The following is a 19,090-nucleotide window of genomic DNA, read 5'->3' as shown; positions in this document are numbered from 1 at the left end:
CTTTTCTCGCGGCCCCGGAAAGCTCCCGTGGGTCGCCGTTCAAAGTGGCGGGGGTGATGGGCCGATGCACACGGTAGCGGCGCTATCGTTTGGGTGCCGTGTCCCGATGTATGACCACGCTTGCCCGGCCCATGTCGCCTTCCGCCGAGTCTTCGCCTGCGCCCCGGGTTGAGCGGCAGGTGACGGTCATTGAGCCGCGCAAGGGGTGGATCGGGATCGACTGGGGCGAGCTTTGGCGTTATCGGGAGTTGCTGTACTTCCTCGTCTGGCGCGACCTGAAGGTGAAGTACAAGATGGCGGTTCTGGGCATGGCGTGGGCCGTGTTCGTGCCGATCGTCTCGATGCTCGTTTACGGCGGGGTCGGTGCCACGCTCGAACTCGACGACGCGGTGACCGCGCCGTATTTCCTCTGGATGTACGCCGGGCTTTTGCCTTGGTTGTTCATCCAACGCAACCTGCAGGACGGCGGCATGGCGCTGGTCAACCAGCAGCCGCTTCTCACGAAAATCTATCTGCCGCGTGTGTTCCTGCCAGCCGCGAGTTGCGGCTCGGGATTGGTCGACCTCGGCATCAATTTCGTCCTCTTCGCCCTGCTTGCCGTCGGCTTCGCGGTCTTCACCGATTGGGCTCCGACCTGGCAGATCGTCTTTGCGCTGCCGCTGTTGGCCGTAACGATCGTGATGGCACTGGGCATCTCGCTGACGTTCAGCGCGTTGACGGTGTTGTACCGGGACCTGCGATTTCTCGTGCCGTTCGCGGTGCAGTTCGGGCTTTGGCTCAGCGCGGTGCCGTACCCGCTCAGCGACGAACGCTTCGACGGCATCCGCGATTGGTACGCGCTCAACCCCGTGACCGGCATCGTCGCCGCGTGGCGGAGCGTGCTGGTCGGTGGGGAATGGCACTGGCTCCACTTCGGCACGGCGACGGTCGGTGCGTTCGCGTTGTTGCTTTTTGGACTATTCTACTTCAAGCGAGTCGAGCGCCGCTTCGCCGACATCGCGTGAACCCAAGCCTTTGGCCAAAGCCCATGTCTCAGCCAGCCATCACAGTCGAAGGTTTGTCCAAGGCGTACCGGATCGGACTCAAGGAGCAGACGACCGGAACGTTCAAGGACAACCTCGCATCGCTGCTCAAGGAGCCGGGCAAACGACTGCGGCGGTTCAGTGAGAACTGGGAGGCCGAGGACACGCACTGGGCGCTGCGGGACGTCTCGTTCGAGGTCGGCGAAGGCGAGGTCGTCGGGCTCATCGGCCGCAACGGTGCCGGCAAGTCGACGCTGTTGAAGGTGCTGTCCCGCATCACCGAGCCGACGCACGGCCGAGCGACCATGCGGGGTCGCGTCTCGTCGCTGCTCGAAGTCGGCACCGGCTTTCACCCCGAGCTCACCGGCCGGGAGAACGTCTACCTCAACGGCGCGATCCTCGGCATGAAACGCCGGGAGATCAACGAGAAGTTCGACCAGATCGTCGAGTTCAGCGAGGTCGGCAAGTTCCTCGACACGCCGGTCAAACGCTACAGCTCGGGCATGTACGTCCGCCTCGCCTTCGCCGTCGCATCGCACCTTGATCCGCAGATCATGATCGTCGACGAGGTGCTCGCGGTCGGCGATGCGGCGTTCCAGAAGAAGTGCCTGGGCAAGATGAATGACGTCGTCCACGGCACCGACTCGACAGGCGGTGGGCGGACGATCCTGTTCGTGAGCCACCAGATGGACGCCGTGGCGTCGCTGTGCAGCAGTGTGATCATCGTCGACGGCGGACGTGTCAGCGAGAAGCTCCCGACCGAGGTCGGCATCGAGCGCTACCTCGGCGGTGGTGGGGGCGGGGGCAACGGGCTGCCGTTGATCGAACGGCCACGCACGCAGGACAAACCCCGTCCGCCGATCTTCACCGACCTCCGCATGTTCGTTGGTGCGGGCGACGAGGCCAACCGCACGACCGTCGTCCCCGTCGGTGCTCCGGTGAGGTTCGAGATCGACATGCGCGACTTCAACGACAGCGGCAACCTCACCGCCGCGCTCGCCGTCTGCAATGAACGTAACCAACGCGTTGCGCTCTTTCACAGCGAGTACCACAGCGGCATCGTCTTCAAGGGTGCCGACGCCAAGACGCTGACGTGCCATGTCCCGAGCTTGCCCCTCGCGCCGGGCGACTACCACCTGCAGCTCGTTTGCGCCGATGGCTTCAAGGAACTCGAACGCGTCGAGCGTGCCGCCGAGATCAGCGTGACATTCCGCGACGTGCTCGGGACCGGGAAGGTGCCCAGCAGCAAGCAGAGTTCGGTCGTGCTCGCCAGTTCGTGGGAGTGAGCCTCACACCTTCGGTGCATCGGCGGGGAACATGATCACCGGCAGGTCGGTGCTGCGCAGCAGCTCGACCGGCACGTTGCCGGCGATCAGCCTGCTGAGCATGCCGCGACCCGAGAGGCCCAACGCGATCAACGTGCAGTTGCCGTCGCGTGCGGTGTTGAGAATCGCCCGCGGCACATCATCGGCAAACAGCAGCAGCGTTTGCACCGCAACGTCACGCACGCGGATGTGGTCGGCGAGGGTGCGGATTGATTCCTCGGCCTTCTCGCCGGCGCTGGTGTTGTCGGATTGGCCGGTAGGTCGCGAGACGTGGACGACGAGCACCTCGGCCGAGAGCCGGTGCGCGAGGTCTGCGACCGCTTCCCCCAACCGCCGCGATGCGAGCGGGCTGCTGACTGCCACGAGGATACGACTCATCGTCGCATGCTACGCGGCTATGACAGCGGAAACGTCGCGAGCAGGTCGGACAGCCGTTTCGCCGCGACACCGCGATGGCTCAGCGCCGCTTTTTCCTCTGCGGTACGCTCGGCCATGGTCTTGCCGGCGTGTTCGAACAGCGGGTCGTAGCCGAAGCCGCTATCGCCACGAGGTTCGCGGACGATCGTGCCCGAGACGTGCCCCTCGGTCGTGAAGATCGGTCGGCCCTTCACATCGCACAGTGCCAACACGCACACGAACCGCGCCCTGCGGTCGTCGGCATCGGCAAGTTTCTCGAGCAGCAGCGTGTTGTTCGCCGCGTCACCCTCCCCGGCATCGTGCATGGCGGCGAACCGGGCGGAGTAGATGCCCGGCGCGTCGTCGAGTGCGGCGACCTGCAAACCGGAGTCGTCGGCGAGGCATGCGGTACCAAAGTGCCTGGCGTACGCGGTGGCCTTGAGCAGGGCGTTGGCCCGGAAGGTCGTGGCGGTCTCCTCGACGTCGGGGGCATCGGCCGGCAACGGCTCGCACGAAACGCCGAGCCCGTCGAACATCCCCGCGAGTTCCGCAGCCTTGCCGGCATTCTTCGTTGCGATCAAAAGGGGTGTGTTCACTCGAGCCCCTGCAACGGGTTGTTACCTCGGCGGTCCTCGGGCCGGATCAAAAGCGGCTGCTCCGGCGCGGTCGGGACGGGGGCCTGATCGTCAGCACCGACGATGCCACGGATTTGGTCGATGTCGGCGATGAACGACGGCTTGACCGCGCGGACTTTCCTGCCGTTCTCGGCCATGACTTCGACGACCAACTCGCCGTTGAGCGCGTACTCGGGATACTCCTGCATGGCGCGGGCCATCGACGCGTCGGTGATTTCGATCTTCGGTTCGAGGATCTCGACGCGGCCGTCATCGAGCTGTTCCGCCGCGCGGCGAACCGAGGTCGGCAAGCGGAGGCTCGAGACGACCAGCGTGCGGTCGCCGGTGCGGGCAAAGTCCTCCGGGTTGCCGACCTCCTGGGCCCGAAGCGCGTTGATCGGCCAAGCGCCAATGAGCACGCTGCTGGTGGTCGGGCCGTGGAAGTAATAGGCCTCAATGCCCATCTCGCGTGCCGCCCGGACCGACTCGACGGCAGCTTGTTTACGCTGTGCGTCGCCGGTGTAGTCGGCGATGACCAGCGTCCATTTCGCGTTGGTGTTGACGATGTTCCACTGCGGCGGCGCTTCGGGATCCGGCTCGTCGGCCGAGACAAGCAGCACTCGCGGGAACAGCGGGTCGCCGAGCTTGTTCACGAGCCGGCCGATGGCGTCACGGTCGGTGTTGGCGTCCGCTTGAGATTCGTATCGGCCGTGGTACAGCAGCGACTCGCCGGACTTGTGGAGGATGTACCAGTCCTTGAGTTCGGTGCCCGCGATCAGTTGATCCCGCACGGCCTTGGCGATGCGCACATGGCTCGCGTCGTCGTACCGGGCGACGAAGAGCGTGTACTGGGCCGACGCCTGCGCGGCGACCAGCAGCGGCGAGAGCAGTACGGTTAAGAGAAGCAGGTGACGCATGGGGTGAATCATAACGCGTTTTTCCAGGCAAGGGATTCGGGCAATGTGTTGAAGTTGTCGTGCCCGGTGTCGGTGACCACGACCATGTCTTCGACGCGGACGCCGCCGTGTTGTTCGTGGTAAAGGCCCGGTTCGATGGTGAGGACGTCCCCGGCGACGAGCGGGCCGCCCTTGGCATCGAGCAGGGGGGCTTCGTGGACGTCTAAACCGACGCCGTGACCCGTGCCGTGGACCATGTCGTCGAAGCCGTGGGCATGGATGACGCCCTGTGCGGCGGCGTGCACCTCGGCCCCGGTGACGCCGGCCTGGATTGTCGCGATCGCCGCGGCCTTCGACTCGACCACCGCCGCGTGCATCGCCGCAAGCTCCGGCGTTGGCGTCCCGTGAACCACGGTCCGCGTGCAATCCCCCCAGTACAGCGACCGCCGGTCGCGTGGGAAGATGTCGATGATCACCGGCTCGCCCGTCCGCAACGGCCCCTCGCCGCGGTCGTGACAGTCGGCACAGTGGGGTAGGCCCGCGACGATCGTGCCGTGCTCGCTGGCCATGCCGTGGTCGATCAGAAGCAGCTCGATCAACGCCCGCACCGAGTCGCTGGTGACCGGCGTGCCGTCATGGTGCAAGTGCCCACCAGTGTCCGCGTCGGCGCGGGCGATGTGTTCGCACGCGGTTCGCATCGCTCGCTCCGTGATCGATTGGCAGTGCCGCAGGTGAGTTAGTTCGTCGGCATCCTTGCTCCGCCGGTCGGCGACACCGAGATCGCGGTCGAGCCGGACTTCGATGCCCGCCTCGCGCAGCACGTCGACATAGACCAGACCCAGCGAACGATCGCCGACGACGTTGCCAACGTTCGCGTCCCGCAACAGCGCGACCACGGCCTGGGCCGTCATCACGTCCCGCTCGCCGCTGGGGTCATCCACCACATCCGCAGGCGCAATCACACGGTCGGCATTGGTTGATTTGCGGGCACGGTCCACTTCGATGTTCCGGCAGATGAACACCGTTTCGCCCGGCAGCTTCACCCACGCCGCCGGGTCGCCGGCGACGAACCGACACCGGTGGTACAGCGCCATGTTCGTCGCGGGAATCCCGGCAAGCAGCGTCGCGGTCATGCAGCAAGCGTAGCGGTGCCGAGGTGCGTCACGCGCGTCGGCGGCGCAACCCGAATCCGGCCAGTGCCAGCCACGCCAGCGTCGTCGGTTCGGGCACTTCGGTGATCTGGAACAGGCCTTGGGTGCCGTTGACGGTGAAGTAGGCCACGGAATCGCCGGAAGGGATGAGCCCTGTGACCGCATCGGTGCCGGCCGACCCGTCGGCGAGTTCGGTGTCGCTGAGCACAAGTTCCAGCGTCGCCGCGGGGTTGTCGGCGTCGAACCGGAAGATGCTGTCGGCGTCGGACTCGTACGTGTAGACCAGCCCGTCGTTGCCGAGGGTGAGTGCGAGGAAGCCGACGTTGTCATCGTCATCGCCGAACACGGCTTCAAAGTCGTCGGCATCGAGAATCTGCACGATCGCACCCGGCGTCAGGTCGCTGAGCGGAACGCGATACACGCCCTCGCCGTTGCCGGAGCCGAAGATCAAATCGTCGCCCACGACATGCAGGCGGTCGATGTCGTCGGCACCGACGACACTCCCAGCGAGATCGTCGTCACTGAACACGGTCCGCAGATTGCCGGACAAGTCGACCGCGAGGAGGCTGTCGCTGGATCCGTCGAAGAAGAAAAGTTCGTCGCCGACGCCGGCCTGAGCGCCGCTGAGGTTGGCGGTGGGCAGGCCGATGGCCGAAGTCGCGCCCGTGAACGTGCCGATCTCCTCTTCGCTGGCGAGCAAGCTCACGCCGGTTGCCGGGCTGAAACTCGCGACAAGGTTCTGGAGCGAACCACCGAAGGCGAACCGATCGCCCACGTTGCTCAGCGGCGCGTTGACGAAGAAGCCGGTTTCCTCGAGCCCGGCGTCGGTGAAGTCGGTCGGTCCGATCTCCGTGGTGAACGTGGTACCGGGCATGCCGGCGGTGATACGGCCCTCGCCGATGATCGATGCATTGAGGTTGGCGTAGAGCATCCCGTCGAGCTGTCCGAACCCGCTGAGCAGCAGCGGGTCATCGACGCCGCCCTTGGCTTCTTCCAGTGTGACAAGCGGCGTAATCTCGAACGACTGGGCCGCTGCCATGGGCACGATCCCCAGCCCGCCGACGATGACGCCGGCGGCGATGCGTGTACGAACGTTTTTCATGCATTTGCCTCGTTGAACCAACTGACCCGTCCTCGTGTAGCTTAATATGCCCGCAGTTGGCCGACGGTGCCTAAGCAAAATGGGATATCAACCCGGCCTGACACGACAGTAAATCGACCACTCACTACGTTGACCCGGTATGTACGAAGAACCCGACGAGCGTTCCAGCGAGGCGGCGATTGATCCGAAGCAGCGGGCGGCGGAGAAGGCCGAGGAGTTTCGCATCCACGCCGAGTTGGCGGCCGTGTTCGAGGCGCCGCGTAAGTTCGATGCCGACGTGTTGCCCGGTGCGGACGCCGTGCTCAAGGAAGTTCAGCAAGCCATCGGCAAAATGCACAAGGGCCAGGACCCCAAGCTTGGGCCGTTGGTCACGCCGACGCATGTGGCGGACGCCGCCCGGCTTTTGGCTATTCCCGACACCCAGAGCATCTCCACCGACGACTATCACACGCGGCAAGGCGTCGGCGAGATGCTCATCGGTCGTTGGCTACGCGGGGACGAGGTCGACACGTTTTACGAACGGTACCAAGCCCACTTCGACGCCGCGCTCGGTCATTTCCGCGAAGAGGAACGCTCCGCCAAGGAGTGGAAGGGTGATGACGACACGCTGGCCTATCTCGATGCGCTCGATGCGATCGACGGCAAGCTCGCCGATCAGCAGTTGCGTCCGGTCGTTCAAGAACACAAAGTTCATGTGCTCACGACCCTCACCGTCGGCGAATTCGACATTCTCTACCTCACCGACCAACTCATGGGCGTCGATGTCGACACCCTCCTGGGCGAAGGGTCGGAACTCCCCGCCGAGCCGACCGAGGCCGACCGCACGTGGTTCATGCAGCTGTTCAGCCTGCGCGGCATTCACCGCGAGGCCGAAGCGATGCTGCTCTTCGCGTTCCTGCAGAAGGCGGACGAGTTCGATTGGTAAGCGGATTTACCGCCGCCGCCGACGCAGGGCGAGGCCACCCAAGGCAAGCAGACTCAGCGACGTCGGCTCCGGGATCGCGACGAAGCCGACGTTGTCGACTTGCAGGTCGAAGTTTGTGAAGCCGTACAAGAACCCGGGCACGAAGGTCGTGAACACGACCTCGTCCGCCCCGGCCAGCACGTCCGCGAACGTCCGCCCTTCGGGCAACAGCGGCTCGAACGTGTCCGGATCCTCGGCACCCGCGCCCGCCCATCCGCGCGGCAGCTCGGTCGCCGTCGGATCGTCGATCGTGATCGCGTAAGTCTGCCAGCCCTGGCCCGCGGCCTGCAGCAGGCCCAGGTTGTAGAAGACGCTGGCGAAGCCTTCGTCGCTGAAATCACGGATGTCGACCACCAGGTCGCGTGCGACCGGTGTGCCGAAAAAGTCGATGGAGTCGACGTTGATGTCGACGGTGAGCGTGAGCGGCCCGCTGAAGTCCGGGAGCAGGCCGTCGTCGTTGCGTATGGTCGCGCCGAAGACATCGTTGACCTCGACATCGAGGTTCGCGCCGGGGTTGCCGCCAGTGAGGCTGACGTTGTTGCGGCCGCTGACGCTCCAGCCGTCGGTGCCGTCGTCGAAGGTGGTGACTTGGCCGAGCGTGGCCGGGACGGCGATGAGCGAGAGGGACAGGCCGGCGAAGATGGCGAGTTTTGAGTTGATCGGGTGCATTGGAGGCCTTGTGCTGAAAAGGAATGAGATTGTGCTGAGCACAACCTAAGCATATGCTGCGGTCGTGTCAACACCTTCTTCCAGCCCCCGCGGCAACGCCCACGCCGACGTCCGCAACCGGGCCGAACGTGGCAATCGGCGGCGACTTCGGCGACCTTCAGGGCCGATCATGGCCACCGCCGAATCCAAGACCCCGCCGATCCACGCACCGCTGAGCACCGACGAGCAGAACGCACTGGATAGGGTGCTTCAAGGCCTTCACTCGGCTTTGCGGTCGCTCCTCGCGGTCATGCCGGTCGAGGCTCAGACGGCCAGCGGCTTGGCCCGCTACTTGGATACCGAGCGGACGACCTGTCAGCGTGCGGTTTCCGCGGTGAACAAGCCGTTTGCCGGCCTCGCCCTCGTGGGAGAGATTCCCGGTGTGGAGGGTTTGCGGCTGCTGACCGAGGCAATCCGCACGGACAGTCGCTTCGACGCCGAGCAGCGATCGGCCGCAGCGCAGCTTGCGGAGATCGTGGCGGATTACGACGCGACCACCCGCCGTCTTGCCGGCAATCGCTCACGCCTGCTCAAGCGAATCGCTCTCGCCGACGCCCATGACCCGGCCGTCCAGGACGACTCGTGGTTTCTCCAGCAGCGCCAAGCGCTCTCCGACGCCGCGACGGCATTGACCGGGCGCCACTCCCAACTCTGGCTAGCGACCCATTTCTTCGAGACAGACCCCGACTGCCCGGAACGGCTGGTCGAAACCCGCGCGCATGGTCTACTCGGCCATGTCGCCCGGCCTGACGCGGTGCCGTTGTCGTTCCACGTGTTCAAGACGGATGACGAGGAAGCCGACTTCGCGCCGTTGGTGCCGGGTGAGGCTGACCTACCCGCAGGGTTGTTACCGGAGTTCAGCAGCCAACCGCTGCCGCTGGTTCGTGCCCGTCAGCCTGACCGGTTTCTCTTGCAGAATGTCGAGACAAGCGGCGGGGCACATGGCTCGATGGCGCCCGCGGACGTGATGTTTGCCATGGCGGGCCACGAGGCGCATCCGGCCCACACGCCTTCGAAGTTGAGCGAGGTGTGGGCGATGGTGAACTTCCCGGTCCGACGCATGCTGTTGGACGTCTTTCTTCATCGGGATCTGGCACGGCAATGCATCCCGGACCTGGACCTGCACCTGTGGGGTCCTGACTTCGCGAGCAATGTCGGCGGACGTTGGCAGACGCGCATGACCCATCCGCTGCAGTTGCAGCACTTGGGTGTTGGCTTTAACCGTGCGGGGATCGACGCTTGGGATCGCTACCCCGAACTGATCGGCTCGCTCTCGGCCCGGCGTGGCTTCGATCCGGACCGGTTCGTCGGCTACCGCTGCGACGTGCAGGTGCCGGTCTGGCGGGCTGGTTACCGCATGACGTTTGATTTCGGCAACTAGCCACCTTTACGCCGGGGCGAACTCGCGGGTTTCTTTTTCGTCCATCTCCGGCGGCGTGTAGAGCACCATCTTGCCCAGCAGGGGGCGGAGTAGCTCGCGAATGTCTTCGATCGTCAGATACAACGCCGGCACCAAGAGCAGCGTGATGAACGTCGCGACCAAAACGCCGAAGCCGAGCGAGAGCGCCATCGGAATGAGGAACTGCGCTTGCAGCGAGGTTTCAAGGATCATCGGCGCGAGGCCGAAGAACGTGGTGAAGGTCGTGAGCAGGATCGGCCGGCAGCGACGCAGGCCGCCTTCGAGTGTGGCGGTCACCGCGTCCGCGCCCTGGATTCGTTTGCGGTTGATCAGGTCGATGAGGATGAGCGAGTCGTTGACCACGACGCCGGTGAGCGCGACGACGCCGAACATCGAGAGGAAGTTCAGCGGCATCGGCCGGAAGAAGTCGAAGAGGATGTGCCCCCAGATCGCGCCGACCAGACCGAACGGGATCGCCGACATGACGATCACCGGCTGGATGTAGCTGCGGAACAGGATCGCGAGCAGCCCGTAGATCCCGACCATTGCAACGCCCAGCGAGAGTAGCAGCGAGTTCATCGACTCGCGTTGTTCTTCCTGTTCGCCCTTCATGCTCCAGCGGGTACCGGGGTTGTCGGCGACGACCTGCGGGAGAACTTCCTCGCGGAGCAGCGTGTTGAGTTCCGCGGCGTTGGCGAGCGTGGTGTCGACGTCGGCGGTGACATTGACGATGCGTTGACGTTCGACGCGGCTGATCTGGCTGAAGCCTTCGCCGAGTTCGTATTCGGCAACCGTCGAGAGCGGCGCGGCCGTCCCGTCGGGCAGGCGGATGTAAAGTTCCTCGATATCGGCAAGGCTTCGGCGTTGGTCCTTGGGGTAGCGGACGTAGACGCGAACCTCGTCGCGCTCACGCTGGAACCGCTGCGCTTCGGCACCGAAAAAAGCGCCGCGCACCTGGGCCGCGACATCGGAGATGGTCAGGCCAAGCGATTTGCCGGTCGGCGTCAGGCCGGTGATGTCGAGCTGGGGTTTACCTTGCTGGAAGCTGTCGGAGATGGACCGAACGCCTTCGAGCTGATTGAGTTCCCGCTTGAGTTGCTGGGTTGCGGAGAGCAGCCGATCGAACGCCTCGTCGGACCCGTCGGCGGGTGAGAGCTGGACGTTGATCGGGTCACCGGCCGAGACGAGCGAGTCGGCGAACTTCAATGACCGCGCGCCCGGCAGCGTGCCGATCTCGTCGCGCCAGGCGCGGGTGATGTCGGACGTGGAGATGTCGCGCTTGCTGGGTTCGATGAGTTGAACGATGACCTCGCCGATCGCCGGGTTTTGCAGGCCGGCCGCGAGGTTGCCCTGGTCCATCGCGGCGGCCATCGGCGTGCCGCCGACGGTGACCTGGATGGATTTGATCAGCGGCTCCTCGCCTTCCCAGCCGACGATCGTCGGAATCTTCTCGGCGGCTTCCTCTACGCGGTCGAGCAGTTCGGCGGTGCGTTGCGCAGTCGTACCGGGCGGCATCTCCAGTGAGGCGCGGGTGAAGTCGGCGTCGACCTCGGGGAAGAACTTCCACGGCAACCACCCGCCGGCGACATAGCCCATGGTGACCATGAACACGAACGCCGCCACCGCGAGGGTGACGTACCGCCATCGGGTCGCCGTGTGGAGCGCGGCCTTGTACGGGACGTTCGTGAACCATGCGAGTCCGTCGGCGAGCTTGCCGCGGAAACGCACGAACCAAGTTTGCTTGCGAAGGTGCGGCGGCGTCGCGTCCGAGAGGTGTGCCGGCAGGATCAGCAGCGCTTCGACCAGCGAGATGACCAGCACGGCGATCACGACGACGGGAATCACGCGCAGGATCTGCCCGATGTCGCCTTCGCCGAAAAGTAGCGGGCTGAACGCGATCACCGTCGAGATGATCGTCAGTGTCACCGGCAGCGCGACCTCGCGCACGCCGAGCACCGCCGCCCGGGCTGCCGACTCGCCACGTTCGAGGTGTTCGTAAATGTTCTCCCCGACGACGATCGCGTCGTCGACCACGATGCCCAGCACGAGGATGAACGCGAACAGGGAGATCATGTTGATCGACACGTCCATGATCGGCAGAACGGCGATCGCCGCGACGAACGACATGAACAGCCCCGCGGCACACCAGAACGCGAGCTTCGGATCGAGGAACAACCCGAGGAAGATCACCACGAGGATGAGCCCCAGCCCGGCGTTCTTGAGCATCAGTGAGATGCGTTCGGTGAGGATGATCGAAAAATCGTTGTAGATCGACGCAGACACGCCGGCCGGCAGGTTGTCGGCATTCTCCTCGACGTACTTCTTCACCGTCGATGCGATGTTGAGTGCGCCTTCGTCGCCGACGCGGTAGACGCTCAGCAGTACCGCCGGGTCGCCCTTGTAGCGCACGGCGTAGTCGCTGTCCTCGAACTCGTCGCGGACAAAGGCCAGGTCGCCGACGGTGAGCACGGTGCCGTCGTCTAGTTGGCGGACGACGATTCGCTCGAAGGCGTCGCGGTCCTTGGCCTGGTTGAGCGTGCGGATCAGGACTTCGGCGTCGTCGGTCTCGACCGAGCCGGCCGGCAGGTCCAGACTTCCCCGCCGCACCGCGTCGGCGATATCGGCGAACGTCAGCCCGTGGGCGCGGAGGGTCGCCTCGTCGATCTCGATGCCGACTTCGTACGGGGGGACACCGCCGATCTCGACGCTGGAGATGATCCCGGTCGCGATGAACTCGGACTTGATCCGCTCGCCCAACTCCTTGAGCGACTTGCGCGGAACTTCGCCGTGCAACGCGACGATCAACACTTCCATCCGTTGGGTCACGTCGGAGACGACCGGCTCCTCGGTGTCCTCGGGGAACGTGTCGATGCGATCGATGGCGTTTTTCACATCGTCGCGGACCTGCGTTTCGTCAGCCCAGGTTTCCAGTTCGAGGGAGACGATACCGACGGATTCGGCGGCGGTGCCGCGGGTTTCCTTGATGCCCTCGACCTCGGCGACGGCCTCCTCTACCCGCAGCAGCACGCCTTCCTCGACCTCCTGCGGCGTCGCACCGGGGTAGGGCACTTCGACCGTGATCAGGCCCGTGTCGATCTCCGGGAACACCTCGAGCTTCGTCGAGAGCACGCTCATCATGCCGACCAAAATCAGCACGAAGAACAGAAGGTTCGCCGCGACGTGGTTACGTGCGAACCAGGAGAGCATCCCGCGGGGTAGCGGACGCTTTTGTTCGGGGTTGTTCACTGCTCACCTCCGTTGGGTTCGTCCGTGTCGGCGACGTCGACAATCATGCCATCGGTGACGACCGCGAGGTCCGTGGTGACGATGATTTCGCCATCGTCGAGGCCGCTAACGTAGGCAAGTTCGCGGGTTAGACGGACGACTTCGACGTCGATGAACCGGAGCACGTCGTCGCGAATGACGTAAAGGCGTTGCGCGGTGGCGTCGTTGTCGAAGCCGCCGGTGCGGCCGGTGGCTTGGTTGCCGCCTGCGTTGGCGACGTCGACGCGTTCGACCTGCCGGAGGGCGAGCCGGGGGATCGCCGCGACGTTGGGGATTTTCTCGCCGGTGATCATGGCCTCGACGAACATGCCCGGCACGAGCTTGCCGTCGAGTCCGGCCGGGTCGAGCGCGACCACGACGTTGACCAGCCGGGACCGCGGGTCGATCTGCCCGTCGGTGCGGACGATCGTGCCGGACCAGGTGCGGTCGATGTCACGCGCGGTCACCTCGGCCGTTGCTTGACCGACCGTGAACCACTGCAACTCCCTGGCCGGTAATGGGACGGGAACCTCCAGCGTCGAGGCTTTGTAAAGTGTCGAGAGCGTCACGCCCGGCGACATGAACTGGCCGACCTCCGCGTTCTTCTCGAGTACTCGGTAACGGTCGGTCGGTTCGCCGGGGAGTGTGATTTGCGTGCGTTCGAGGTTGAGTTGGGCCTGACGCAGCTCGGTCTTGGCCGCGGCGAGTTGGGCCTCGATCTGTTCACGTTCACTGCCGACATCCTCGAGACCGGCTTCGGCGGAAGCGAGGTTGGCTTCCGCCTCACGCATCTGCGGCACCCGCGCGACCATCGGCGGGATCTCCTTGCCGGGGTTGAGTTTTTCGTACTGGGCTTTGGCAACCTCGGCCTCGGCGCGTTGGGTTTCGAGGCGGGTCTGGGCGGCGGCGACGGCGGACTCGGCCCGCTTGCGGCTGGCGTCGAGCCGTTTGATCGTGGCCGAGAGCCGGTCGATCTCGGAGTTGGCCCGCGCGATGGCAAGTTCGGCGTCTGCCGGGTCGAGCGTGGCGATCACTTCGCCGCCGTTGAGCGTCGCGCCCTCGGCAAAGTTCGGGTGGGTGGAGATGACACGTCCGCCAACCTGGGGGACGATTTGAACCCGATCGCGGGCACGCACCGTACCGAAGCCGCGGATGGCGACGGGCAGGTTGCCGACGCGTGCCGTGACGGTGTCGACCAGCGGAGACGCGTCGAGGCCGTTGGTCGTGGCCGGCGCGGTTTTCTGGGAGAAGAGCAATATCGTCAGGCCGACGCCGGCCGCGAGAATGACGATCGCCAGAACGAACTGGACGAGCAACTTCGCCGTGTCGTTGCCCTCGATCGGCTCGTCCACCGACGGGTTGTCAGCGGCCTCGGCGGGCGTGTCGGATTCATCAGCCCCGACGGCTTCAACGAGTTCCGCGTCGATCGGTTCGGCATCGGTCGGCTCTGCCGTGGCGGTTGGTTCGGCGTTCTGCAGCATCGGCTTGTCCATCAGTTCTGGACCGATCCATACGGCCCGTGTTCAAAACGGTTCAGGTGCCACTTGGGACGAACGCGTGGCCCGGGTTTCTCATCGGCGGCGCCGTTGAGCGTCGGCTCGGGGACGTCGATCCCCCAGTCCCCGCCGAGCGCGAGGTGCAGGTCGATCCGGCTATCCCACACCGCTTCTTCCAAAGACGCGACTTGTTCCTCGGCGGTTCGTCGGCGGCCTTCGGCTTCAAAAACGTTAAGCAGTGTTTCCACGCCCCGCTCGTACCGGTCACGCGCCAAATCTTCGGCGGCCTGCGCTTCGTCGAGTGCTCGGGTCGACGCGGCCAGGGCAAGGCGATTGAACCGCTCGGCGATCAGCGCGCCTTCGACTTCCTGCAGCGCGACCAGCACCGCCCCTGCGTACTGGGCCGCGGCCCGTTCGGCTTGGGCACGGGCGACGGTGACCTGTCCCTGCTGCACGCCGCCGTCGAAGATCAGTTGGTCCAGTCCCGCGAAACCGGCGTACACCTGCGAGAGGTCGCTGAGCAGTTCGTTGAGCGTGGAACTGGTCAGCCCGGCCGATCCGGAGAGTGTCACGTCGGGGTAAAGGTCGGCGATTTCCGCACCGATGTCGGCCTGCTCGGCCATCGCGCGGAACTGGCTCGCGGCGAGGTCGGGACGGCGGTCGAGCAAGTGGGCCGGCAGCCCCGTCGGCGGCGGCTCCAGTGGCGGCAATGTCGAGAGCGTGGACAGTTTCGGGCCTGTGCCGGGCCGTACGCCGAGCAGCACGTCCAATGCCAACTCGGCCTGGGTCAGTTGTTGTTGCAGCGGCGGCAGTTCGGCTTCAGCGGCGGCAAGGTTCTGGCGGGCCAGGCGCACGTCGAGGGCCGAGCTGGTTTCCGTGCCGGCTTCGTACAGGTCTTCGACCAGCGTGAGGGTTCGGCCGAGTGCTTCTATGTTGGCCTCGGACAGTTCGACGAGTCGCGAGAGGGTCGCGACGGTCACACGTGCCCGGATGACCTGGGCGACGATCGAGTGCATCGCCGCGATCCGGTCGGCCTCGACGGCGAGTACCAGCGTGGCCGCCGACTGCTCTTGCCGCCGAAGCCGGCCAAACAGATCGGCCTGCCAGGCGACGTCGAAGCCGAGGTCGAACGTCGTGGTGAAGAACGCCTCGCGCCCGGTCGGGAAGTTGACCGACCCTTTCGATCGGCTGTAGTCGAAGCCGAGGTTGACCACCGGGAGCCGTGCACCGGTCGCCTGGGCGAGGATGCCCTGAGCTTCGAGCACGCTGGCTGCGGCGGCGCGGAGGTCGGTGTTGTTCTCGAGGGCGATGAGCACGAGCTCTTCGGTGACCGGGTCGCTGAACTCGCGCCACCACCCGGCCAACTCCGCCGGCTCGGTCGAGCCGTCGCCATAGATGAACTGATCGCTCGGCTCCAGCACCGTGTCCGGCCGACGCGGATCGGGGCCGACCACGCACCCGGCGGTGAAGGCGAAAGAGAGGATGAGGATGCGTGTAAACAATCGTTTAAATGTAGGCGCGTCGACCATCGAAGTTGCGGCAGAAATTTTCCATGGTAACCGCCGATGGCCGGTCGGGTCACCTTGTCGGACGGCCGATGTCATCGCCGGCCCGACGCTTCCCGCTATCATCCGCCCCTCATGGGTAAGCCGACCGGATTCAAGGAGATTCCCCGTCAGACCCGCCGGCGTCGGCCGGTGGAGCTTCGTGTGCTCGACTGGGACGAAATCTACGTCCCCATGGAACCCGGCGAGTTGCGCCAGCAGGGGGCCCGCTGCATGGACTGCGGCGTGCCGTTCTGCAACGACGGCTGCCCGCTGGGCAACCAGATCCCCGACTGGAACGACCTGATCTACCGCGACCGGTGGTACGAAGCGCTGCAGGCTTTGGAGCGGACCAACAACTTCCCCGAGTTCACCGGTCGCATTTGCCCGGCGCCGTGTGAGGAAGCCTGCGTGCTTTCGATCAACGACCAGCCGGTCACGATCAAGACGATCGAGCAGGCGATTGCGGATAAGGGCTGGGCCGAGGGGTGGATCAAGCCGCAGCCGCCGGAGAAGCGGACGGGCAAGAAGATCGCAGTCGTCGGCTCAGGTCCGGCCGGTCTCGCCGCCGCCCAACAGCTCAACCGCGCCGGCCACAACGTCGTCGTCTTCGAGCGCGACGACCGCCCCGGCGGCCTGCTCGTCTACGGCATCCCCGACTTCAAGATGGACAAGTCCACCGTCGCTCGGCGGTGCAAGCTGTTGGAAGACGAGGGCATCGAAATCCGCTGCGGCGTCAACGTCGGCGTCGATGTCACCACTGAGCAACTCCGCCACGACTTCGACGCGATCCTCCTCTGCACCGGCGCGACCAAGGCCCGCGACGCCGACACCCCCGGTCGCGATCTCACCGGCATCCACTACGCGATGACGTATCTTCCGCAGCAGACCAAGCTCAACCACGGCGACCAGATTTTTGCCGAGCAGGCCATCGACGCGAAGGACAAGCACGTCATCATCATCGGCGGCGGTGACACCGCCGCCGACTGCCTCGGCACCGCCCTGCGTCAGGGGGCTGCGAGCATCAAGCAGTTCGACATCAACGCGATGCCGCCCAGTGAGCGGAGCCCGGAGAAGACTTGGCCGCAGTGGCCGATGGTCCTGCGTACCAGTGCCGCCCATGAAGAGGGCGAGCAGAAGTACGCCGACCTGCGGAACTACGCGATCCTCACCAAGGAGTTCATCGGCGACGACGCCGGCCACGTCCGCCAACTCCGCGCAGTGAAGATCGAGAGCTACAAGGACGAAACCGGAAAGCGTCACATCACCGAGCTCGAAGGCAGCGAGATGGACCTGCCGTGCGACCTGTGCCTGCTCGCCATCGGCTTCAGCGGCCCGGAAACCTACGGCCCGATCGAGGACCTGAACCTCAACCTCACCAAACGCGACGCGATCAAGGTCGGCGAAGACTACATGACCAACGTCGAAGGCGTTTTCGCGGCAGGCGACAGTCGCCGCGGCCAAAGCCTGGTTGTCTGGGCCATCAGCGAAGGTCGCCAGGCGGCGCGTTGCATCGACAAGTACCTGATGGGCTACAGCGACCTGCCGGAACTGCCGGTGGAGCTTTGACCCGCGGGCCGTTGGCTCCCGGCTACTGGGGCAACTTCCCTCCGGCAGCCGGACCCGAGGGCAGATCTCCCTATGTCTGTCTAAGCAACCTGCCCCAATAGTCGGGAGCCAACGGCTTGCGGGGTGTGATACACTTCAAGCGTGGCGATTGAGCTTCTTCCATTCTCATTCGACAGGGCGGTGCGTGCCGTGGAAAAGGTCAAACAGCGGTTGTATCGGGCGACGGCGGCGTTGGAGTCGGCGAGGGTGCCGTATGCGGTGGTGGGCGGCAACGCCGTGGCGGCGTGGGTGGCGCGGGTCGATGAGGCGGCGGTCCGCAACACGCGTGATGTGGACATTCTGCTTCGACGTGACGACCTGCCTTTGGCGATCACGGCGATGGAATCTGCGGGTTTCGTCCACCGTCGAGCGGCGGGTGTCGATGTGTTTCTCGATGGCCCCGATGCCAAAGCACGCGATGGCGTTTATGTGGTCTTCGCCTGCGAGTTAGTGCGTGAAGGCGAGCTAGCCACCACACCGGACGTCGACGAGTCGGAGTTCGCAGACACCTACCGTGTGATCTCGCTACACGCCCTCGTCACGATCAAGCTCACGGCATTCCGTCGCAAGGACCAAGTTCATCTAATCGACATGATCGACGTCGGCCTGCTCGATGACACTTGGCCCGCAAGGTTGCCGCCGGTGCTTGGGGAGCGGTTGCAACAGTTGCTCGACGATCCGGACGGCTAATCCCTATCGGACCTGACCAAAACCTTTCACTTTCCGACCGCCTCGGATTCCCCGTGGCATGGTTCTCCCAACCACGGCGGCATGCGGGTTCGTCCCTCGCTCTTGTCGCCGTCGGCCGACTTCGCCAGAGGTTGGCCGTCGGGAGAAACCAACATGCTTACCAACACCAAGATCGTTTCCAGCGCCCTCGTTCTCGTTACTGCTTCGTTCGGCACCGTTGCCACCGCACAGGCTGGCGTGGACTCCGTGCCCTTCGACAATCCCAACGGCCTCGCCGACACCTACGCGTTCACCGACGGCAGCAGCTCGACCGGTCTCTTCAACGACCCGATCGTCAGCGGCGACGCACTGCTGTTCACGCCCGATAACTTCATCGCCCTGTCGGACGAGAGCTCCGATTCGATCACCGAGACCGTTTGCCTCACGCTCACGGCCAACGAGGGTTTGCAGTTTTCCGATCTGACCTTTGCCATGGCCGGCGACTTCGCGATCCTCGGCGAGTCGGTCGCGACCGCCGGTGCCGTGTTGACCGTCGAGAACCTCGACACGAACGTGACGCTCTCCACGGACCCTGATTCGGACGTCTTCTTCAACGGCGACGGGCTGTTCGAACTCGGCGATAGCATCGAGTTGCCCGACGGCTGGTCGAACGTGCTGGTCAAGATCACCGGCGACCTGTTCGCCGAGAGCGATGGTCAGGGCAGTGCGGCGATCCAGTTCAAGAGCGTCGGCCTGAACGCGGGCACCGAGGCGATCGTGCCGATCCCGGCCGCGGCGTTCGCAGCTCCGCTGTTGCTGATCGGCGGCCTCAAAGCCCGCAAGCGTTTCGCGAAGAAGCGTTAAACGAACCCCTTCTCACCCACCCAGCGGCCGCGACCGGGACTTCCCGGCGCGGCCGCGGGCATGCGCCG

At 65.1% G+C, this 19,090-nt stretch carries 16 protein-coding genes; 7 read left to right on the top strand and 9 right to left on the bottom strand.

Going from position 1 to position 19,090, the window contains the following annotated elements; translation table 11 throughout:
* The first annotated feature begins 131 nt into the window (after positions 1-131).
* Together AAGD32_01565 and AAGD32_01560 are read left to right on the top strand one after the other, a co-directional pair.
* Complete coding sequence (locus AAGD32_01565; GenBank protein MEM8872921.1) at positions 132-1,004, top strand: ABC transporter permease; 873 nt, start codon at positions 132-134, stop codon at positions 1,002-1,004.
* A gap of 23 nt (positions 1,005-1,027) precedes the next feature.
* Entirely contained in the window at positions 1,028-2,308 is a 1,281-nt protein-coding gene (locus AAGD32_01560) for an ABC transporter ATP-binding protein (GenBank protein MEM8872920.1), read from the top strand.
* Between the two features lie 3 nt (positions 2,309-2,311).
* Here AAGD32_01560 and AAGD32_01555 read toward each other — a convergent pair whose 3' ends face one another.
* From AAGD32_01555 to AAGD32_01535, 5 genes are read right to left on the bottom strand one after another with little or no spacing between them, the layout of a single operon-like run.
* Positions 2,312-2,725: a universal stress protein gene (locus tag AAGD32_01555; GenBank protein ID MEM8872919.1), complete on the bottom strand. Its 414-nt coding sequence runs from the start codon at positions 2,723-2,725 to the stop codon at positions 2,312-2,314.
* 17 nt (positions 2,726-2,742) lie between these two features.
* Positions 2,743-3,339, bottom strand: a complete 597-nt coding sequence (gene rdgB, locus AAGD32_01550; protein ID MEM8872918.1) for an RdgB/HAM1 family non-canonical purine NTP pyrophosphatase — start codon at positions 3,337-3,339, stop codon at positions 2,743-2,745.
* Positions 3,336-4,274, bottom strand: coding sequence for a hypothetical protein (locus AAGD32_01545; GenBank protein MEM8872917.1), 939 nt, complete (start codon positions 4,272-4,274; stop codon positions 3,336-3,338). The genes rdgB and AAGD32_01545 overlap by 4 nt, the downstream gene beginning before the upstream one ends.
* A gap of 8 nt (positions 4,275-4,282) precedes the next feature.
* Positions 4,283-5,386, bottom strand: coding sequence for a Xaa-Pro peptidase family protein (locus AAGD32_01540; GenBank protein MEM8872916.1), 1,104 nt, complete (start codon positions 5,384-5,386; stop codon positions 4,283-4,285).
* Positions 5,387-5,414: 28 nt separating this feature from the next.
* Positions 5,415-6,506: a PEP-CTERM sorting domain-containing protein gene (locus AAGD32_01535; protein MEM8872915.1), complete on the bottom strand. Its 1,092-nt coding sequence runs from the start codon at positions 6,504-6,506 to the stop codon at positions 5,415-5,417.
* Between the two features lie 139 nt (positions 6,507-6,645).
* On the opposite strand from AAGD32_01535, the gene AAGD32_01530 reads away from it, so the two are divergent.
* Positions 6,646-7,431 (top strand): hypothetical protein, encoded by a 786-nt coding sequence (locus AAGD32_01530; protein MEM8872914.1) that lies wholly within the window; start codon positions 6,646-6,648, stop codon positions 7,429-7,431.
* Positions 7,432-7,437: 6 nt separating this feature from the next.
* Here AAGD32_01530 and AAGD32_01525 read toward each other — a convergent pair whose 3' ends face one another.
* Positions 7,438-8,139, bottom strand: coding sequence for a PEP-CTERM sorting domain-containing protein (locus tag AAGD32_01525; GenBank protein MEM8872913.1), 702 nt, complete (start codon positions 8,137-8,139; stop codon positions 7,438-7,440).
* 64 nt (positions 8,140-8,203) lie between these two features.
* On the opposite strand from AAGD32_01525, the gene AAGD32_01520 reads away from it, so the two are divergent.
* The gene (locus tag AAGD32_01520) at positions 8,204-9,559 is read left to right on the top strand and encodes a hypothetical protein (protein MEM8872912.1); all 1,356 of its coding nucleotides are present in this window, start codon (positions 8,204-8,206) and stop codon (positions 9,557-9,559) included.
* Between the two features lie 6 nt (positions 9,560-9,565).
* Here the strand turns inward: AAGD32_01520 and AAGD32_01515 are convergent, their stop codons facing one another.
* The 3 genes from AAGD32_01515 to AAGD32_01505 are packed head-to-tail and all read right to left on the bottom strand — an operon-like array spanning position 9,566 to position 15,839.
* Positions 9,566-12,784: an efflux RND transporter permease subunit gene (locus tag AAGD32_01515; GenBank protein MEM8872911.1), complete on the bottom strand. Its 3,219-nt coding sequence runs from the start codon at positions 12,782-12,784 to the stop codon at positions 9,566-9,568.
* A 35-nt stretch (positions 12,785-12,819) separates the two neighbouring features.
* A complete protein-coding gene (locus AAGD32_01510) occupies positions 12,820-14,334 on the bottom strand; it encodes an HlyD family efflux transporter periplasmic adaptor subunit (GenBank protein ID MEM8872910.1) in 1,515 nt (504 codons plus the stop codon).
* On the bottom strand, positions 14,334-15,839 hold the full coding sequence (locus AAGD32_01505; GenBank protein ID MEM8872909.1) for an efflux transporter outer membrane subunit: 1,506 nt from the start codon (positions 15,837-15,839) through the stop codon (positions 14,334-14,336). The genes AAGD32_01510 and AAGD32_01505 overlap by 1 nt, the downstream gene beginning before the upstream one ends.
* 138 nt (positions 15,840-15,977) lie before the next feature.
* Here AAGD32_01505 and AAGD32_01500 point away from each other — a divergent pair, with 138 nt between their 5' ends.
* The 3 genes from AAGD32_01500 (at position 15,978) to AAGD32_01490 (ending at position 19,022) form a co-directional block, all read left to right on the top strand.
* Positions 15,978-17,450, top strand: coding sequence for a glutamate synthase subunit beta (locus AAGD32_01500; GenBank protein MEM8872908.1), 1,473 nt, complete (start codon positions 15,978-15,980; stop codon positions 17,448-17,450).
* Between the two features lie 141 nt (positions 17,451-17,591).
* Positions 17,592-18,179 carry a hypothetical protein gene (locus tag AAGD32_01495; protein ID MEM8872907.1) on the top strand — a complete coding sequence of 196 codons (588 nt, stop codon included), beginning with the start codon at positions 17,592-17,594 and terminating at the stop codon, positions 18,177-18,179.
* A gap of 153 nt (positions 18,180-18,332) precedes the next feature.
* Positions 18,333-19,022: a hypothetical protein gene (locus tag AAGD32_01490; protein MEM8872906.1), complete on the top strand. Its 690-nt coding sequence runs from the start codon at positions 18,333-18,335 to the stop codon at positions 19,020-19,022.
* Positions 19,023-19,090 lie beyond the last annotated feature (68 nt).

This window comes from Planctomycetota bacterium, assembly GCA_039182125.1.
Lineage (GTDB): Bacteria > Planctomycetota > Phycisphaerae > Tepidisphaerales > Tepidisphaeraceae > JBCDCH01.
The sequence above is the reverse complement of the archived record's forward strand: the minus strand, read 5'-3'. Positions and strand labels throughout refer to the sequence as shown.

Bases quoted from the DNA above. Each gene is read 5' to 3' on its own strand.
- AAGD32_01545 (MEM8872917.1), bottom strand. From the start codon at position 4,274: ATGCGTCACCTGCTTCTCTTAACCGTACTGCTCTCGCCGCTGCTGGTC.
- AAGD32_01490 (MEM8872906.1), top strand. From the start codon at position 18,333: ATGCTTACCAACACCAAGATCGTTTCCAGCGCCCTCGTTCTCGTTACT.
- AAGD32_01530 (MEM8872914.1), top strand. From the start codon at position 6,646: ATGTACGAAGAACCCGACGAGCGTTCCAGCGAGGCGGCGATTGATCCG.
- AAGD32_01535 (MEM8872915.1), bottom strand. From the start codon at position 6,506: ATGAAAAACGTTCGTACACGCATCGCCGCCGGCGTCATCGTCGGCGGG.
- AAGD32_01500 (MEM8872908.1), top strand. From the start codon at position 15,978: ATGGGTAAGCCGACCGGATTCAAGGAGATTCCCCGTCAGACCCGCCGG.
- AAGD32_01515 (MEM8872911.1), bottom strand. From the start codon at position 12,784: ATGCTCTCCTGGTTCGCACGTAACCACGTCGCGGCGAACCTTCTGTTC.
- AAGD32_01565 (MEM8872921.1), top strand. From the start codon at position 132: ATGTCGCCTTCCGCCGAGTCTTCGCCTGCGCCCCGGGTTGAGCGGCAG.
- AAGD32_01525 (MEM8872913.1), bottom strand. From the start codon at position 8,139: ATGCACCCGATCAACTCAAAACTCGCCATCTTCGCCGGCCTGTCCCTC.
- AAGD32_01555 (MEM8872919.1), bottom strand. From the start codon at position 2,725: ATGAGTCGTATCCTCGTGGCAGTCAGCAGCCCGCTCGCATCGCGGCGG.
- AAGD32_01510 (MEM8872910.1), bottom strand. From the start codon at position 14,334: ATGGACAAGCCGATGCTGCAGAACGCCGAACCAACCGCCACGGCAGAG.
- AAGD32_01560 (MEM8872920.1), top strand. From the start codon at position 1,028: ATGTCTCAGCCAGCCATCACAGTCGAAGGTTTGTCCAAGGCGTACCGG.
- AAGD32_01540 (MEM8872916.1), bottom strand. From the start codon at position 5,386: ATGACCGCGACGCTGCTTGCCGGGATTCCCGCGACGAACATGGCGCTG.